The following is a 17,606-nucleotide window of genomic DNA, read 5'->3' as shown; positions in this document are numbered from 1 at the left end:
TGGGTATGAACGTCGACAAGAGTGCGGATCCGGTGCGCCTGGCCGCGGGTGCCGCGGCGGTGCTGGCCGGTGCGGTCGGGAGCGCGGTGGGCCTGAGCGTGGACCTGGCCCGGCGCCTGCCGGGTGTCGCGCCGACGCTGGACGGCCTGGAATCACGCGGCGACGACGTGCTGCGCGCGGCCGATGCCGCCACCGATCGGCTGCTGCGCCTGATCGTGCGGAAGGTTGTGCAGGCGGCGTTGCTGGAGGTGGACGTCACCGCGGTGGTCCGTGACCATGTGGACCTCGACACCGTCGCCGAGGGCATCGACGTGGGCCGGATCGTCGACCGGGTCGATGTGGACCACATCATCGACCGGGTCGACGTCGACAAGATCGCCGAGCGGATCGACATCGACCGCATCCTCGACCGCGTCGACATCGACGGGATCGCCGCCCGGCTCGACATCGCGCCGATCCTGGATCGGGTGGACATCGACGCGATCGCGGCCCGCGTGAATGTCGACGCGGTGATCGGCCGCGTCGACCTGATCGGCCTCGCCGACACGGTGATCGACGGTGTGGACCTGTCCGCGATCATCCGGGAATCGACGGGGACGATGTCCACGGAGGCCGTCCAGGGGGTCCGCACTCAAGGCATGCGTGCCGACGACGCGGTGTCCGGGTTCGTCGGCCGGATGCTCGGCCGTCACCCCGACCGGATGCCGGAGGGACAGGCATGAGCGAGCGTCGGCCCGCAGGCATCGTCGAACACCGGCCCGCCGGCATCGTCACTCGCGGTCTCGCGGCGCTGCTGGATCTCGGTGTCGTCCTCACCGGCATGGGCGGGCTGTACCTTTCGTGGGTGCTGCTGCAGTTGCTGTTCTCGCCACAGCAGTTCGCCTTCCCCGACGTGCAGTTCATCATGTCGGTGACGACCTGTAGCGCCCTGTCGGTGCTGTACCTCGGGGGGTGCTGGGCGACGACCGGCCGTACCGTCGGCGCGGTCGTGATGGGTCTGCGGGTCGTGGGCCGGGACGGCAGGCTCATGGGCTGGCCGCGGGCCGCGGCGCGGGCCGCGTTCTGCGTGGTGTTCCCGGTCGGGTTGATGGTCGTGGTCGCGGATCGGCGACGACGATCCCTGCAGGACATCGTGTTGCGAACACTGGTGGTCTACGACTGGCTGCCCGATCCGCAACTCGCCGAGTCGCACAACGGACGCTGAACTCTCCGCCGGTTCACCTTTCCGGTCATACTCGAATCGGATCGAGGTCGAATATTCATAGGAGATTGCGGTGGCACAGGGCTTGAAGTTGGGATACAAGGCGTCCGCGGAGCAGTTCGGTCCGCGCGAGTTGGTGGAGCTGGCGGTGCTCGCCGAGGAGCACGGCATGGATTCGGCGACCGTGTCGGACCACTTCCAGCCGTGGCGGCACAACGGCGGGCACGCGCCTTTCTCACTGTCCTGGATGACGGCGGTCGGCGAACGCACGCAGCGGCTGCAACTCGGTACCTCGGTGCTCACCCCCACCTTCCGGTACAACCCCGCGGTCATCGCGCAGGCTTTCGCGACGATGGGCTGCCTCTATCCGGGGCGCGTCATGCTCGGTGTCGGCACCGGTGAGGCCCTCAACGAGATCGCAACCGGCTACCAGGGCGAATGGCCGGAGTTCAAGCAGCGATTCGCGCGACTGCGCGAATCGGTGCGGTTGATGCGCGCACTGTGGACCGGTGATCGCGTCGACTTCGACGGCGAGTACTACACGACGAAGGGCGCCTCGATCTACGACGTACCGGACGGTGGCATCCCCGTGTACATCGCCGCGGGCGGGCCCGTCGTCGCACGGTATGCGGGTCGCGCCGGGGACGGCTTCATCTGCACATCCGGCAAGGGCATGGAGTTGTACACCGACAAGCTGCTGCCCGCCGTCGCGGAGGGAGCCGAGAAGGCCGAACGCGACGTCGCGGAGATCGACAAGATGATCGAGATCAAGATTTCCTACGACACCGACCCGGAGCTCGCCCTCGAGAACACCCGGTTCTGGGCGCCGCTGTCGCTGACCCCGGAGCAGAAGCATTCGATCGAGGACCCCATCGAGATGGAGGCGGCCGCCGACGCGCTGCCCATCGAGCAGGTCGCCAAGCGGTGGATCGTCGCGTCCGATCCGGACCAGGCGGTCGAGCAGATCACGGCATACCTCGACGCCGGTCTCAACCACTTGGTGTTCCACGCACCCGGGCACGACCAGAAGCGGTTCCTCGAGCTGTTCGAACGTGATCTCGCACCGCGTCTGCGCGCGTTGGCCTGACCGGTGACCGCTCGGTGCGGGGCGTCTCACACGTGATGCGTCCCGCGCCGCACTATGGTTGCTTTCATGAGCGCCGCTGCCGGAACCGTGTCGAGCATCTACATCGCCTCACCGGAAGGCGACACCGGCAAATCGACGGTCGCGCTGGGTGTGCTGCGGATGCTGTGTGCGTCGACCGCGCGGGTCGGGGTGTTCCGGCCCATCGCCCGGTCCGATTCGGATCGTGACTACATCCTCGAGTTGATGCTCGAACGCATCACCGTCGATCTCGACTACGCCGACTGCATCGGCGTCACCTACGACGAGGTGCACGCCGATCCCGACGCGGCGCTCAGCGACATCGTCGCGAAGTACCACGCCGTCGCCAACCGGTGTGATGCCGTCGTCATCGTGGGCAGCGATCACACCGAGATCGCCAATCCGAGCGAATTGTCGTTCAACGCGCGGATCGCCGCGAACCTCGACGCACCGGTGCTGCTGGCGCTGCGCGGGTCGCGGCGTACCCCCGAGGACATCGCGCAGCTCGCGGCCCTGTCGTCTGCGGAACTCGCCCTCCACCACGCCCACCTGACGGGCATCGTGGTCAACCGCTGTGCCCCGGGCGAACTCGATGCGATTGCGGAGCGGTTCGCGGGCCGGCCGTACCCGGTGTGGGCGCTGCCGGAGGTCCCGATCCTCGTGGCTCCGACGATGGAGGAACTTCGGATCTCGATCGAAGGGGAGCTCTACAGCGGCGACGAGGAACTGCTGCAACGCGAGGCGCTGCACGTCATGGTCGGGGGGATGACTGCCGAGCACATTCTGGAGCGACTCACCGAGGCGATGGTGGTGATCGTGCCGGCAGACCGCTCCGACGTCCTCCTCGCTCTGGTCAACGCCAATGCGGCGGAAGGGTTTCCGTCGTTGGCGGGTATCGTCATGAACGGCGGTCTGTTGCCGCATCCGGCGATTGCTCATCTCGTCGCGGGGCTGAAGCCGAGTTTGCCGATTCTCACCACGAAGCTGGGGACTTTCGATACTGCATCCGCCGCGGACCGCACCCGCGGTCGCATGGTGCTCGGAGCACACAGCAAGATCGACACCGCGGTCGCGCTGATGGAACAGCACGTCGACGCCGGAGTGCTTCTCGGGAGGCTGCAACTGCCCCGGCCGTCCGTGACGACCCCGCAGATGTTCGAATACCAACTCATCGACCGGGCGCGGGAGCAGCGCCGCCACATCGTGCTGCCCGAGGGCGGCGACGATCGCATTCTCCGCGCCGCGGGCCGCGTTCTCCAACGCCAGGTCGCCGACCTGACGATCCTCGGTGATCAGGCGCAGATCCGCCGTCGCGCAGCAGAACTCGGTGTCGACCTGTCCGACGCCCGGATCATCGAGCCGCGGACCTCCGACCTGCTCGAACGGTTCGCCGCCGAGTACACCCGGCTGCGCGCGCACAAGGGGGTGACCGTGGACCGGGCGCGCGAGATCATGGGCGACATCTCGTACTTCGGCACGATGATGGTGCACCTGGGGATCGCGGACGGCATGGTGTCCGGTGCCGCCCACACCACCGCGCACACCATCCGCCCGTCGTTCGAGATCATCAAGACCGAGCCCGGCGTGTCCACCGTGTCGAGCATCTTCCTGATGTGCCTGGCCGATCGTGTTCTGGCATACGGGGACTGCGCGGTCGTCCCGGACCCGACGGCCGAACAGCTCGCCGACATCGCGATCTCGTCCGCCGCGACCGCGGCACGATTCGGCATCGAACCGAGGATTGCGATGCTGTCCTATTCGACCGGGGATTCCGGTGCCGGCGCCGACGTCGACAAGGTGCGCAGTGCGACCGCGCTCGTGCGGCAGCGCCGCCCCGATCTGCCTGTCGAAGGGCCGATCCAGTACGACGCCGCGGTCGAGCCGACCGTCGCGATCACGAAGTTGCCCGAATCCGAAGTGGCCGGTCGCGCAACGGTATTCATCTTCCCCGACCTGAACACCGGCAACAACACGTACAAGGCGGTGCAGCGCAGCGCGGGGGCCGTCGCGGTCGGGCCCGTGCTGCAGGGCCTGAACAAGCCGGTCAACGATCTCTCGCGCGGCGCGCTGGTGCAGGACATCGTCAACACGGTGGCGATCACCGCGATCCAGGCACAGGAAGGCTGACCGTGACCGCACCGACCCCATCTGCCCCGTCGACCCCCGTCACCGCGGGCACGGTCCTCGTACTGAACTCGGGTTCGTCGTCGATCAAGTTCCAGCTGATCCATCCGGAAACGGCGGAATCGGTCGCGCACGGGCTGATCGAACGGATCGGGGAGCCGGACGGCCGCATACTGTTCCATCACACCACCGGGTCCGACGAGCACCTCGGGCCGATCGCCGACCACCGTGCCGGGTTGCGGATCGTGCTCGACATGGTCGAAGCGCTCGGCCGGCCACTGCGCGAGGCGGGGATCGTTGCCGTCGGACACCGCCTGGTGCACGGCGGCGAGGTGTTCCACGCACCGACCGTCATCGACGACGCGGTGGTGCGAACCGTTGCGGAACTGTCGGTGCTTGCGCCCCTGCACAATCCGGCCAACGTCATCGGCATGGAGGTGGCGCGGGAAGAACTCCCCGACATTCCGCACGTCGGGGTGTTCGACACCGCGTTCTTCCACGGCATGCCTGCCGCCGCGACCACCTACGCGATCGACCGGGACATCGCACGGCAGCACGGTATCCGTCGGTACGGCTTCCACGGCACCTCGCACGACTACGTGTCGCAGCGGGCAGCGGAGTTCCTCGGACAGGACCGGGCCGACCTGAACATCATCGTGTTCCATCTGGGCAACGGTGCGTCGGCCTCCGCGATCGCCGGAGGACGCCCCATCGACACGTCGATGGGGTTGACGCCGCTCGAGGGGCTGGTGATGGGAACCCGCTGCGGCGACATCGATCCGGGCGTGCTCCTGCACCTCAATCGCAGCGCGGGGCTGCGCGTCGACGAGATCGACGACCTGCTCAACCGCCGTTCGGGACTGAAAGGGATGTCGGGGGTCAACGACTTCCGGGCACTGCTGCAGCTCGTCGCCGACGGATCCGAGGACGCCAAGCTCGCCTACGAGGTGTACGTGCACCGGCTGCGCCGCTACCTCGGCGCCTACCTGGTGGAACTCGGTGGTGTCGACGTCGTCGTGTTCACCGGCGGGGTGGGGGAGAACAACGTCGACGTGCGCCGAGACGCGCTGGCCGGTCTCGGCCGACTCGGCATCGTCGTCGACGCGGAGGCCAACGAGACCCGCGTCGGCACGGAACGTCGCATCTCGGCACCCGAATCGGAAGTCGAGGTGCTGGTGATCCCCACCGACGAGGAACTCGCGATCGCGCGTGCCGCGGTGGCACTGGCGGCGAACCTGCCGAGCTGAGCCGCCGAGTCTGTCCCGCCGAGTCTGTCCCGCCGAACCTGTCCCGTCCGGCCGGTTCCGATGCGGGCCGGGATGTCAGAGGATGCTGCGCGGCCGAATGGCGTTCGCCAGATCCACGAGGGTGTAGCGGTGGGTCCGGACGTGCGAGTTTCGCGCCAGCGCCCGCAAACCGGCCTCGGTGCCCGACCGCAGCCCCTTCTCCGTGAACGGCACCCCCAGGATCGGATCGAGGGATCTGCTGGCGGCGTGCCCGGCGCGCACCCACTCGAGTGCGGTGCCGAGCACGAGGGTCCGCATCTGCCTCGCTCGCCCCTCGTCGGCGGGCAAGGACTCGACCCGATGCGCTGCCTCGCGCAGGTCCGACTCGGTGACGTCGTCGATATCCCTGTCGTGCAACATGATCAGCACGCAGGTCATGGTGGCGGCACTGTGGTGACGAGAGGTCGGGGGAACCTGATCGAGGGTCGCCACGGCCCCGGCGAGGTCGTTCCGTTCGGCGAGTTGACGGGCCAGGCCGAACGCGGCGCTGACCACATTGTGGTCGGTGCGCCACACCGTGCGGTAATAGCTTTCGCAGAAGCTCCGCCACGCCCGCGGATCGTCGCTCTCCCAGTGCTGCAGAATCAGTTCGGAGGTGGCGGCCAAGGCGATCTTCGGGGCGGTCTCGCCGGGCAACGCCTCGAGGACCTGCTCGAATCGGCCGAATGCCGATTCGTATTCGCCCAGCAGCAGGGCCGCGATCCCCGCGTGCCAGTCGATCCGCCAGTCCGTGCCGAGATCCCGCTCGAGCCCCCTGAGGATGTCCTCGGCCTGCTCACCGTGCCCGAGATCGAGGTGGGCGCGGACCTCGGCGAGAGTGACCTCACGGGAGAACGAGAGTTCGGTGGTGCCCACGACCCGCTCGAGACCGTTGTCACGGGCGTGACGCAGCGCGTCGAGCGTCTGCTGCGGTTCGCTGTGGACCGCGGCGGCGAGCAGCGCGGCACTGGGATCGTTCGGTTCGAGTAACGGAACAGGCAGTGCAGCAGCGACATCCCGCGCGGAGATATTCTTGTCACGGACCGTGCCGTCGATGAAGACATCCGTCTGGGCGACGGCCTCGTCCGTGCCGAAAGTCGTGCGCTGCCGGCCGAACTTCGCCGACAATCCGGGATGTTCGATGCCGGTCTGCGTCGAGAGGACTTCACGCAGAACGCCGGTGAGCTGGCCGGTGGTCTCCTCGGCGGAACGGAACCGGCGGTTCGGGTCCGGGTCGGTGGAACGCAGCAGAAACCGGTGGAACGAGTCGAATTCGACGAACAGCGGGGCCTGCTCGGGGGCGGGCAGCCCGTCGGCGTACCGGCCCTTGTCGACGGGCAGGTCCAAGGTCAGCGCGGCCAGTGTCCGGCCGAGCGTGTAGATGTCGGTGGCGGGCGTCGGCCCCGTGCGGACGATCTCGGGCGCCTGATAACCGGGCGTGCCGTACAGATAGCCGTAGTCTTCGATACCGGTGACCGCACCGAGGTCGATCAACTTGGTCTGCTCGTCGGTGACCATGATGTTCTCGGGTTTGAGATCGTTGTAGACCAGACCGATCTCGTGCAGATATCCGAGCGCGGGCAGAATTTCGAGTACATACGCGATGGCCTGATCGACCGGCATCCGGTCGGGTCTGGTGTACGCGCCGAGTACCTCGCGCAGGGTGTGCCCGCCCACGTACTCCATGACGATGTACCCCATCGGGATACCGTCCGGCCTCGGATGCTCGACGAAATTGTAGATTTTGACGATGCTCGGGTGCGACACCTCGGCGAGAAATTGGCGTTCGGCGACCGCGACGGCCTGCGCCTCCGCATCACCCGCGTGCAGGAGACCCTTGAGGACCACCCACCGGTCGCTGACATTGCGGTCGACGGCCAGATAGATCCAGCCGAGCCCACCGTGCGCGAGACAACCCTGCACTTCGTACTGGCCGGCCACGAGGTCACCGACGGACAGATTCGGGGTGAACTCGAACGGTGCACCGCACGACGGGCAGGTACCCGACGGTGATCCGGGCCCGGACGCCGTGGCGCGTCCCACCGGTTGCCCGCACTTCCAGCAGAAGCGCTTGCCGTCGGCGACACGCGGATCGTCCAGCACGACGCTCGCCGGATCGAGCGGTGCAGGCACCGGGACGTCGACGAGCCCGGCGATGCGCCTGCGAAGCAGACCACGCGGACGCGACCGGCGCGTCGACGGCCGCTGCGGAACGCTCGGCCCGAGGGCGGCACGCCGGGTCGATTCGCCGGGTTCGGCGTCGGTGACTTGCGGATTGCGCTGGGTCGCCGGTCCCGTGTCGGATTCGTTGTCGGCCATCGGATCGCCCCTCAATCCACATACCTCGCCGGCGGTGGAACGGGAGTCGGCCCGAGCGCCGTCAACCACCGGTCGTACAGGTCGGTCCAGGTGCCGTCCCGGCGGATCCGCTCCAGGGTGCCGTTGACGAATCGCACCAGGTCGTCGTTTCCTTTGGCGATGCCGATGCCGTACGGCTCGGTGCCCAAGGTATCGCCGACGAGTTCGAGATAGGGGTCCTGCGACGCGAGCCCGGCGAGGATGGTGTCGTCGGTGCTCACCGCATCGACCTGGCCCTGCTGCAGCACGACCAGGCAATCCGCCCATGCCGGCACGGTCAGGATCGACGCGGACGGCTGGACCTGCTGCATGCGGGGCAGAGACGTGGTGCCACGCACGATGCACACCCGTCGGCCCGCGAGGTCGCCTGCGCCGCCGATGCCCGATCCCTTCACCACGAGAACACGTTGGCGCGCCTGGAAATACGTGGTGGAGAAGTCGACATGCTCACGCCGGGCACACGTGATCGACTTGGTTTTTGCGACGATGTCGACGGTGGAATCCTGCAGGGCCTGCTCGCGGTCGGCGGAGTTGAGTATCCGGTAGTCGATCAAGTCGGGGTCGCCCAGCAGATCCCGGGCGATCTCCCGTGCGATGTCGACGTCGAACCCGGTGATCCGGCCGGTGGCCGGATCACGGAAGCTCATCAGGTTGCTGCCGGTGTCCAGGCCGACCACCAACCGGCCGCGGTCACGGATCCGGTCGAGGGTAGGGCCGGTGTCGGTGCCGTCCGGCCGCAGACTCGCGGTGGGGTCCCCGCACTCGGGCAACGGCGGTGCGGCGGTGGCGCCGGGGGCGAGAGCGGCACGTTCGGGCAGTGGCGCCTCGGTGTAGGAGATCGGGGGTGCCGCCGCGTCCGGGAGCGGTGTGGCACAGCCACCGGCGAGCAGCGCACCGCACAGCGCCACCGTGATCGCGGCGCGGCGGCGCAGCGCGGTCGGCGTGCTCACCGGTACTCCCGAAGTCGTGGCCACAATCCGATGGCGACACCGAGCAGCGCGACCCCCATCAGCGCGATCGATGCGGTGGACAACGCGGACAGCAACTGGGCGGCGCGAGCCTCGTTGGCGCGCAGCTCACCACGGGCCGCGGTGATGCCGTCGGTCAGGGCACGATCGACCGTCGTGAACTGCGCGGTGGATTCGTCCACCCCAGGGCCGGTCACGAGTGTCGCCGCGGCGGTGTAGTCACCGCGGGCCAGCGCGGCGTGGGTCCGTTCATGCGATTCGATCCACGCGGTGCGGGCGCTGAGAGCCTGTGCGACCGCGGACGAGACAGCGCGGTCGTCGCTGTCGGCGGTGTAGCCGTGCAGGCGATCCCCGAGCCGGGTCATCGACTCGTCGAACGCACTGTCGTACTCGCCGGTGCTGTCGCGACGGGCCAGCAACAACGTTTCGGCGGTGCGGGACTGCTGGGCGAGGATACGACTCTCGGTGAGGACCGCCAGCGGTTCGGCACCGTGGGTGATGGCACGTTGTGTGGCGCTCGACGACACCAGTCCGGCGACGAGCATCCACATCAGCAGCACCCCGGTGGCGCCGATCGCCAGAATCAACCCGGGATTGAGGGCGCGCCTGCTGATCCGCGAGATGACCAGGTGCACCGCGCACAGCGCCGCGACGGCCGCGAGAAGCAACCCGATCGCGGCCCACGGTGGCCGGACCGCGGCATGCTGGGTGGATTCGACGGCCGCCACACCACGAGTGTGCAGTTCCTGCGCTATCGGCAGCATCGAGGTCTGCATCAGGTTCGAGGCTTCGCTCAGATACGCCGCGCCCACCGGATTGCCGACGCGATTGTTGGCGCGTGCGGTCTCGATCAGCCCGGTATACACCGTCAACTGGCCGGCGAGACCGGACAGTAACCGGGTGCTGTCGGCATCGTCGTCGGTGCCGCCGGCCGCGGCAACCAACTGTGCGGACGCTTCACCGATCGACTGTTCGTATCGGTCGCGCACGGCCTCGGGTTCGATACCGCCGGAGATGAACCCGGTGACCGCAGCGGCATCCGCGACGGACAGTGCGCTGTAGAGATCCTGCGCGGAGTTCGCGACCGGCTCGATCGTCCCGAGCAGGTGGTCGTGCGTGGCCTTACGGCTGCTCACCATCTGCGCGGCGACGATTCCCGACACCAACAGCAGAATCCCGACGAGCGCACCGAGAGTGACGAGTTTGGCGGGTGTGGACCGCAGCATCGCGCTCAGATCGTCGGATGCCTCGGCGTCACTCGCCCGGTGCGGTTCGTCGATCGGCCGGGTAGGCGGTATCGAATCGGGACGGCCGGAGCCTCCGCCTGCGGGATCGTGACCGTCGCCGTGGCCGATCGTGGGATGCAGACGCAGGTCCACGAATCGCCCCTTTCGGTGTTGCACTGTCTCTGGCGAGCATATAAGCAGTACAGACAGGATCGCGCCGCGCGGCGTGGTCGAGCCCCCGGCTCGGCATTCGACTCCGCGACGGCACACAGGGAGGCGGACACGATGCGCGGTGACGGCGACGGATGGGCCGTCGGCCCCGACGGTGACCGTCGGTGGGGCAAGCACGGGGCGGCCGGACTGCTGCTGCGCGCACCGCTACCCGACGGGAAACCGGCCGTGCTGTTGCAGCACCGCGCGGCGTGGAGTCACCAGGGTGGCACCTGGGCCTTGCCCGGTGGTGCCCGGGACAGTCACGAGAGCACGGTCGACGCCGCGGTCCGCGAGGCACACGAGGAAACCGGGATCGACGTGGCCGCCGTCGCGGTGCGGGCTCAGCGCATCACCGCAGGCGACGCGGGCGGATGGACGTACACGACGGTGGTCGCGGACACCGGCCTCCCACTGGCGACGACCCCGAACGGTGAGAGCACCGAACTGCGCTGGGTGGCCGAGGACGATGTCGAGGCGATGCCGCTGCACGCGGGTTTCGCGGCGTCCTGGTCGGCATTGCGGACCAGCGACGTCCGGGTGCTTCTCGACACCGCGAACGTGCTCGGCTCCCGTCCGACCGGCTGGTGGCGTGACCGTCCGGGCGCGACGGGCACGTTGCTGGCGGAACTCGCGGCGGTGCTGCCGCGCACCGTCGAACTGCCCACCGGCGGGTTCGGCTGGGTGACCCGGATCGAAGCGGTCCTGGAAGGGCAGGCCCGTGATGCGGTCGTCGACGACGCCCGGATTCCCGTGCACGCCGCGGCGGGCAGCGGCGACGACGAACTGGCCCGCCTCGCCGGGGCGACCGCGACCCTGGAGTCGGCGGTGACGGTGGTGGTGACCGCCGACCGCGGTCTGCGGCAGCGCCTGCCCGGTTCGGTGGTCGCCCTGTCGCCGTCGACGGTTCTCGACTGGTTGTAGCCGTCGACGGTTCTCGACTGGTTGTCGCGCCGGTTGCGGAATATCGCGAGGTAGCGAGGAGCGGCGGTCGCCGTCAGTGTGGGAGCGGCGGTCGCCGTCAGTGCAGGAGCGCGTCCTTCAGGGCCGCGGCCGCCGCGCGCGGATCGGCAGCTGTGGTGATCGCGCGGACCACCGCGACACGGGTGGCTCCCGCGGCGACGACCTCCGGCAGTCGCTCGGCGTCGATCCCGCCGATGGCGAACCACGGACGTGTCGGATGTGACTGCGTGACCTGCCGGATCACGTCCAGACCCGCCGCGCTGCGTCCCGGCTTGGTGGGGGTGTCCCACACCGGTCCGGACGCGAAATAGTCCACCCCGTCCTCGATTTCGGCGAGCGCGGCCTGGCCGCGACTTCCCGTGGACCGGCCGATGACGATGTCCGGTCCCAGGATGGATCGGGCGTGCGCGACCGGCAGATCGCCCTGGCCCAGATGCAGGATGTCCGCTCCCGCGGCCAGCGCGATGTCGGCGCGGTCGTTGACGGCGAGCAGCGCGCCGTGGCGGCGGCACGCGTCGGCGAGGATCGCGAGCGCCGCCAGCTCGTCGCGCGCCTCGAGCCGGCCGAACTTCTTCTCGCCCGCCGAGTCCTTGTCGCGCAACTGGATGATGTCGACTCCGCCGGCGAGGGCTTCTTCCGCGAATCGGGCCAGGTCGCCGGTGTCGCGGCGCGCATCGGTGCACAGGTACAGCCGCGCGTGGGCGAGCCGTTCCCGGGGGGAAGGGTGGTTGCCGTGATAGGAAGTCACAGCCCAGACGGTAGCCTCTGCGGGAGACATGACAACACGGGAGTCCCGGGGAACACGGGGCTGAGAGGGGGCCTGCCGGCCCCGACCGTTATGACCTGACCCGGATCATGCCGGCGCAGGGAGTGAGGTGGACGTGAAGTGGGAACACTAGCCGTCGTCGGTGGCGGCGTCATCGGCCTGTCGATCGCGTGGCGAGCGGCGGGCTCCGGGTGGGACGTGACGGTGCACGACGAGGCGCCCGGATCGGGTGCCTCGTGGGTTGCCGGGGGCATGCTCGCACCGCTGTCGGAAGGCTGGCCCGGCGAGGAACACGTCCTGGAGCTGGGGGCGGCGTCGCTCGCGCGGTGGCCCGAATTCGAGGAGCGGCTCCGGCGCGCGACCGGCTGCGATCTGTTCACCTCCGACGGGTCGCTGACCGTCGCCCTCGATGCCGCCGATGCCGCGGATCTGCGCACCGTCGCCGAATGGGTGCACAAGCAGGGGCACGAGATGCGGATCCTCTCCCGCGCGGAGATCCGGGAACTCGAACCGTCCCTGGGCCCCCGGATCCGGCTCGGACTGCTCGCCCCGAGCGAACTGGCCGTCGACAACCGCGCCCTTGTCGACGCCCTGCACCGGGCATGCATCGACGCGGGCGTGCGGTTCGTCGCCGCCGCCGTCGGCTCACTCGACGACCCGGTCGCGGACCGGGTGGTACTCGCGGCCGGTTCCGCCTCGGCGACACTGTGGCCGGGTCTTCCGGTGCGGCCGGTGAAGGGTGAGATCCTGCGCCTACGGGCCCGGCTCGGTGCCGAACCGCCGCCGAACCGCACGATCCGGGGCAGTGTGCACGGGCGACCCTCGTATCTGGTGCCGCGCGGAGACGGCATCGTCATCGGCGCCACCCAGTACGAGGCGGGCGACACCCAGGTGACGGTTGCGGGTGTGCGCGACCTCGTCGCCGACGCAGAGGCACTGTTCCCGGCGATCGGCGAGTACGAGCTCTACGACCTGTCCGCGGGGCTGCGGCCGATGAGCCCGGACAACCTGCCGATCATCGGGAGGTTGTCGGAACGGGTGATCGCCGCGACCGGGCACGGGCGAGGCGGTGTGCTGTTCACGCCGATCACCGCGGACGCGGTGCTCGCCGAACTCGGCGACGAACCGCTGGCCGAAGTGAAAGCTGCTGATCCACATCGATTTACGAAGGAAGTGCTGTGATGACGAACCCGATGTCGGTGGGAATCACCGTCAACGGTGAGGACCACTACTTCGCCGAGCCGCCGACGGTCGCGGAACTGCTGACGCAGCTGGGATTGCCGGAAAAGGGCATCGCGGTCGCCGTCGACGGGTCGGTGTTTCCCCGAGGCCGCTGGTCCGAACCGGTCGGAAAGGGCTGGCAGATCGAGATTCTCACGGCGGTTCAAGGTGGCTGACCGTCGCGATCCGGCACCCGACCTGCCGCAGTTGACCATCGCCGGGCGCACCTTCGCGTCACGGTTGATCACCGGCACCGGCGGCGCCGCGAACCTGACGGTGCTCGAGGACGCACTCGTCGCATCCGGTACCGAACTGACCACCGTCGCGATGCGCCGGGTCGATGCGGCCTCCGGGACCGGGGTGCTCGATCTGCTGCGCCGACTCGGCATCACCCCGCTGCCGAACACCGCGGGGTGCCGGGGCGCGAAGGAAGCGGTACTCACCGCGCGCTTGGCACGCGAAGCACTCGACACCGACTGGGTGAAACTCGAGGTCATCGCCGACGAACGCACCCTGCTGCCCGACGCCATCGAACTGGTTTCCGCCGCTGAGCAACTCGTCGACGACGGCTTCGTGGTCCTGCCGTACACGACGGACGATCCGGTGCTGGCGAGACGGCTCGAAGACGTCGGCTGCGCGGCGGTGATGCCGCTCGGCTCACCGATCGGCACCGGCCTCGGCATCGCCAATCCGCACCACATCGAAATGATCGTCGCCGCGGCAGGCGTGCCGGTGGTGCTCGACGCCGGTATCGGCACCGCCTCCGACGCCGCGCTCGCGATGGAACTCGGTTGCGACGCCGTGCTCCTGGCGACCGCGGTGACCCGGGCGAAGGATCCGGCGCTCATGGCGTCGGCGATGCGGCATGCCGTCGAGGCAGGCTTCCTGGCCCGGCACGCGGGACGGATTCCGAAGCGGTTCTGGGCGCAGGCGTCGTCGCCACTCGAGTCGTAGGACCGGGCAACCGCTGCGCGATCCGGGAGGATCGGGCAGGGTGGTGGTCATGATCGAAGTGACGGGACTGACCAAGACCTTCGGATCGACCACCGCCGTCGACGACGTGACGTTCACCGTCCGACCGGGAATCGTCACCGGGTTCCTCGGCCCGAACGGCGCAGGCAAATCCACGACGATGCGGATGATTCTGGGCCTGGACCGGCCCACCGCCGGAACCGCACTGGTCGCAGGGAAACCCTATCGGGAGCTGTCCAGGCCGTTGCGCACCGTCGGTGCACTGCTCGACGCGAAATGGGTGCATCCCAACCGTTCGGCCCGCGCGCACCTGCGGTGGATGGCCGCGTCGAACGGGCTACCCGACTCGCGGGTCGAGGAGGTGTTGCGTCAAGTCGGCCTGACCGAGGTGGCGACCAAACGCGCGGGCGGGTTCTCGCTCGGCATGTCCCAGCGTCTCGGCCTGGCCGGGGCACTGCTCGGCGACCCGCAGGTGCTGCTGTTCGACGAACCGGTCAACGGCCTCGACCCCGAGGGCATCGTGTGGATCAGGCGATTCATGCAGGCGCTCGCGGCCGAAGGACGCACCGTCCTGGTGTCGAGTCACCTGCTGTCGGAAATGGCGCAGACCGCCGATCATCTGCTGGTGATCGGGCGGGGCAGGCTCATGGCCGACACCTCCGTCGATGCGTTCGTCGCGCAGGCCTCCGAAGCGGCGGTGCGGGTGCGCAGCCCCCAACTCGACACGCTGCGGGCTGCGCTCACCGAGCGTGGACTCGCCGTCCGCGACGACGACGGGGCGCTCGTCGTCGCCGGAGTGACCGCGGCGGAGGTCGGTGAACTGGCCGCGGCGCGGTCGGTGGTGCTCCACGAACTCGCCGGGCAGCACGCCTCGCTGGAAGAAGCATTCATGAAAATGACCGGTGGCGACGTGCAGTTCCACGGCACCGGTGCCGACTCCGTGATGAAGGGTGGCCTGTGATGAGCGTGGCGATCGACACGGTGCGCGCCGAGCGCATCAAATTGACGTCGGTGCAGTCGCCGTGGTGGTGTGCCGCCGTGATCGTCGCGCTCGGGCTCGGCCTGGCCGGGATCCTCGGCGTGGTCGCGAACGCGTCGATGTCCGCGGACGACGACACCGTCCGCTTCTATCCCACCGCCGACGCCGCCGTCAGCGGGGTGACCGGATTCGGCGTGCTGGTGCTGATGATCCTCGCGGCGCTGTCGGTGACCAGTGAATACCGGTTCGGGGTGATCCGCTCCACGTTCCAGGCCATGCCGAACCGCGGTGTCGTGCTCGCGGTGAAGGCACTGCTGATCGGTGTGCTCGGGGCGATCCTGTCCGGTGTGCTCGCGCTGGCCGCGTTCTACCTGACCAAGGCGCTGGCCGGACCGGAAGCCGGCCGGGACCTCGTCCTCGAGGGCACGACGTGGCGGACGATCTACGGCACCGCGCTGTTCGCGCTGGTCGCGTCGATCCTGGCGGTGGGGGTGGGTGCCCTGCTGCGTCAGTCCGCGGGCACCATCGCGATCCTGCTGTTGTGGCCGATGCTCATCGAATCGCTGTTCGGGTTGTTCGGTTCGTTCGGCCGCACCGCCCAGCCGTTCCTGCCGTTCGCGAACATCAACTACTTTCTCGGCACCGGCCAGGGCATCGACTTCCACTGGGGGCCGTGGGGCGCATTCCTGTACTTCGTGGTGGTCGCCCTCGTCGTGTTCGGGGCCGCGGTGGTCGTGGTGAACCGACGCGACGCCTGAACGATGAGATTCACGCGAGAGGCCCTGTCCGTCGACGTACCTGCGGGACAGATCGAGCGCGCCCGCGAGTTCTACCGGAAGCGACCGGCGGGTCGCGGCCCGAAGGACCTGGACGAGCTGCGGGAGACGCGTGCGGCGGTACCCGCGCCGTCGGCGGCCGATCCGCCGGCACTCGAGCTGGTGGCCGAGGCGGCGGGGCGGTCCATCCCGATCCGGGTGTTCACCCCGCAATCCGGCGTCGTGCACGGGGTTCACCTGGACATCCACGGCGGGGGCTTCTACCTCGGGTCCGCCGCGCGCGAGGATCTCCGCAACCGTGAACGCGCCGACCGGTTGAACATCGCCATCGTGAGCGTCGACTATCGGCTCGCCCCCGAAAATCCGTGGCCGGCCGCACCCGACGACTGCGACACAGCAGCGCGGTGGCTCGTCGAGCACACCGAGGAGCGCTTCGGGACCACCCGCACGACGATCGGTGGGAGTTCGGCGGGCGCAACACTGGCAGTGGTGACCCTGCTGCGAATGCGCGACCGAGGCGGTGCCGAATGTGCCGGCGCAGCATTGCAATTCGGTGCCTACGATCTGAGTACGCAGACCCCCGCCGGGCGCCGGATCGCCGACGAGTACTTCATCGAGGCGTATGCCGGTCACGTGGGCGACCGGACGGCTCCCGACATCTCCCCGATCTTCGCCGACCTGCGGGGCCTGCCGCCGACGGTGATGATCGTCGGTGCGCAGGATGTGCTGCTCGAGGACAACATCGCGATGGCCGGGCGGCTGTCGGCGGCGGGTAACGACGTCGAGTTCCGGATCTATCCGGAGGCGCTGCACGGGTTCACCGGGCACCTGACGGACCTGGCGGCGACAGCGTTGCGCGACGTCGATTCGTGGTTGCTGGACCGGTTCGCCGGACCGTAGGTACGCTCGCGCGGACTTCGCGTGTGGTTGTTTTCGCCCGGTGTGGAGCAGGCGGTGCGGGTATCCTCGCCGGATGAGGCGGACCGCGACGAACACGATGGCACTGTCGGGCATCATCGTCGCCGCGGCGCTGGGGGTGGCCTGTTCGAGCACCGCCGTCCCGCCCGCACCGATCGAGGCGCCGGCGCTCGCCGACGCGGTACAACTCGACGCCGTCGTCGGGCATTTGCAGGAACTCGAGCGCATCGCCACCGACAACGACGGCAATCGGGCGCTGGGCACCCCCGGTTACGACGCGAGCGTCGACTATGTCGCCGGGAAGTTGCGCGACGCCGGGTTCGATGTGCAGACACCGGAGTTCGAGGTCACCTCGTTCGAGGTCGCCGATGCGTCGCTGACCGTGGACGGCGCACCGGTCGAGCTGCGCGTGCTCGGCATGTCGCCGTCCACCGGCCCGGACGGCATCACCGCGCGTGTCGTGCGGGCCCCCGCCGACGACACACCCGGCTGTGAGGCCACCGACTACGACGGCCTCGACGTGGCCGGTGCGGTCGCCGTCGTCGACCGGGGTG

Annotated in this window: 16 protein-coding genes, 1 pseudogene and 1 riboswitch; of the genes and pseudogenes, 13 read left to right on the top strand and 4 right to left on the bottom strand. The window is 69.0% G+C overall.

Going from position 1 to position 17,606, the window contains the following annotated elements; genetic code table 11:
• Positions 1-5: 5 nt before the first annotated feature.
• The 5 genes from WAX14_RS06105 (at position 6) to WAX14_RS06085 (ending at position 5,677) form a co-directional block, all read left to right on the top strand.
• Positions 6-722, top strand: coding sequence for a hypothetical protein (locus WAX14_RS06105; RefSeq protein WP_422627195.1), 717 nt, complete (start codon positions 6-8; stop codon positions 720-722).
• Entirely contained in the window at positions 719-1,204 is a 486-nt protein-coding gene (locus tag WAX14_RS06100) for an RDD family protein (RefSeq protein WP_422627194.1), read from the top strand. The genes WAX14_RS06105 and WAX14_RS06100 overlap by 4 nt, the downstream gene beginning before the upstream one ends.
• Before the next feature lie 70 nt (positions 1,205-1,274).
• Complete coding sequence (gene fgd / locus WAX14_RS06095; RefSeq protein ID WP_422627193.1) at positions 1,275-2,288, top strand: glucose-6-phosphate dehydrogenase (coenzyme-F420); 1,014 nt, start codon at positions 1,275-1,277, stop codon at positions 2,286-2,288.
• A 66-nt stretch (positions 2,289-2,354) separates the two neighbouring features.
• Complete coding sequence (pta, locus tag WAX14_RS06090) at positions 2,355-4,433, top strand: phosphate acetyltransferase (protein ID WP_422627192.1); 2,079 nt, start codon at positions 2,355-2,357, stop codon at positions 4,431-4,433.
• 2 nt (positions 4,434-4,435) lie between these two features.
• Positions 4,436-5,677, top strand: a complete 1,242-nt coding sequence (locus tag WAX14_RS06085; RefSeq protein WP_422627191.1) for an acetate kinase — start codon at positions 4,436-4,438, stop codon at positions 5,675-5,677.
• 75 nt (positions 5,678-5,752) lie between these two features.
• Here WAX14_RS06085 and WAX14_RS06080 read toward each other — a convergent pair whose 3' ends face one another.
• The 3 genes from WAX14_RS06080 to WAX14_RS06070 are packed head-to-tail and all read right to left on the bottom strand — an operon-like array spanning position 5,753 to position 10,400.
• On the bottom strand, positions 5,753-8,014 hold the full coding sequence (locus WAX14_RS06080; protein WP_422627190.1) for a tetratricopeptide repeat protein: 2,262 nt from the start codon (positions 8,012-8,014) through the stop codon (positions 5,753-5,755).
• 11 nt (positions 8,015-8,025) lie between these two features.
• Positions 8,026-8,985: a glutamate ABC transporter substrate-binding protein gene (locus WAX14_RS06075; RefSeq protein ID WP_422627211.1), complete on the bottom strand. Its 960-nt coding sequence runs from the start codon at positions 8,983-8,985 to the stop codon at positions 8,026-8,028.
• A gap of 14 nt (positions 8,986-8,999) precedes the next feature.
• Positions 9,000-10,400 (bottom strand): hypothetical protein, encoded by a 1,401-nt coding sequence (locus WAX14_RS06070; RefSeq protein WP_422627189.1) that lies wholly within the window; start codon positions 10,398-10,400, stop codon positions 9,000-9,002.
• A gap of 132 nt (positions 10,401-10,532) precedes the next feature.
• Here WAX14_RS06070 and WAX14_RS06065 point away from each other — a divergent pair, with 132 nt between their 5' ends.
• Positions 10,533-11,381, top strand: a complete 849-nt coding sequence (locus WAX14_RS06065; RefSeq protein WP_422627188.1) for an NUDIX hydrolase — start codon at positions 10,533-10,535, stop codon at positions 11,379-11,381.
• Between the two features lie 97 nt (positions 11,382-11,478).
• On the opposite strand, the gene thiE is transcribed toward WAX14_RS06065, so the two are convergent.
• Complete coding sequence (gene thiE / locus WAX14_RS06060) at positions 11,479-12,168, bottom strand: thiamine phosphate synthase (protein WP_422627187.1); 690 nt, start codon at positions 12,166-12,168, stop codon at positions 11,479-11,481.
• Positions 12,169-12,194: 26 nt separating this feature from the next.
• A riboswitch (TPP riboswitch) is annotated at positions 12,195-12,307 on the top strand.
• Here thiE and thiO point away from each other — a divergent pair.
• From thiO to WAX14_RS06025, 7 genes and pseudogenes are all read left to right on the top strand, one after another.
• On the top strand, positions 12,307-13,368 hold the full coding sequence (gene thiO, locus WAX14_RS06055) for a glycine oxidase ThiO (protein ID WP_422627186.1): 1,062 nt from the start codon (positions 12,307-12,309) through the stop codon (positions 13,366-13,368). It overlaps the preceding riboswitch by 1 nt.
• On the top strand, positions 13,368-13,583 hold the full coding sequence (gene thiS / locus WAX14_RS06050) for a sulfur carrier protein ThiS (RefSeq protein ID WP_422627185.1): 216 nt from the start codon (positions 13,368-13,370) through the stop codon (positions 13,581-13,583). Before thiO ends, thiS begins: the two co-directional genes overlap by 1 nt.
• Positions 13,576-14,361 carry a thiazole synthase gene (locus WAX14_RS06045; RefSeq protein WP_422627184.1) on the top strand — a complete coding sequence of 262 codons (786 nt, stop codon included), beginning with the start codon at positions 13,576-13,578 and terminating at the stop codon, positions 14,359-14,361. Before thiS ends, WAX14_RS06045 begins: the two co-directional genes overlap by 8 nt.
• 49 nt (positions 14,362-14,410) lie before the next feature.
• Positions 14,411-15,340: an ABC transporter ATP-binding protein gene (locus WAX14_RS06040; protein ID WP_422627183.1), complete on the top strand. Its 930-nt coding sequence runs from the start codon at positions 14,411-14,413 to the stop codon at positions 15,338-15,340.
• Complete coding sequence (locus WAX14_RS06035; RefSeq protein WP_422627182.1) at positions 15,340-16,116, top strand: ABC transporter permease; 777 nt, start codon at positions 15,340-15,342, stop codon at positions 16,114-16,116. The genes WAX14_RS06040 and WAX14_RS06035 overlap by 1 nt, the downstream gene beginning before the upstream one ends.
• Before the next feature lie 3 nt (positions 16,117-16,119).
• Positions 16,120-17,034, top strand: coding sequence for an alpha/beta hydrolase (locus WAX14_RS06030; RefSeq protein WP_422627181.1), 915 nt, complete (start codon positions 16,120-16,122; stop codon positions 17,032-17,034).
• Positions 17,035-17,107: 73 nt separating this feature from the next.
• Positions 17,108-17,606, top strand: a pseudogene (locus WAX14_RS06025) (amidohydrolase); the annotation flags it as partial.

Origin of the sequence: Rhodococcus sp. (in: high G+C Gram-positive bacteria) (genome assembly GCF_049299235.1) — a bacterium.
Taxonomy (GTDB): domain Bacteria; phylum Actinomycetota; class Actinomycetes; order Mycobacteriales; family Mycobacteriaceae; genus Rhodococcus.
The sequence above is the reverse complement of the archived record's forward strand: the minus strand, read 5'-3'. Positions and strand labels throughout refer to the sequence as shown.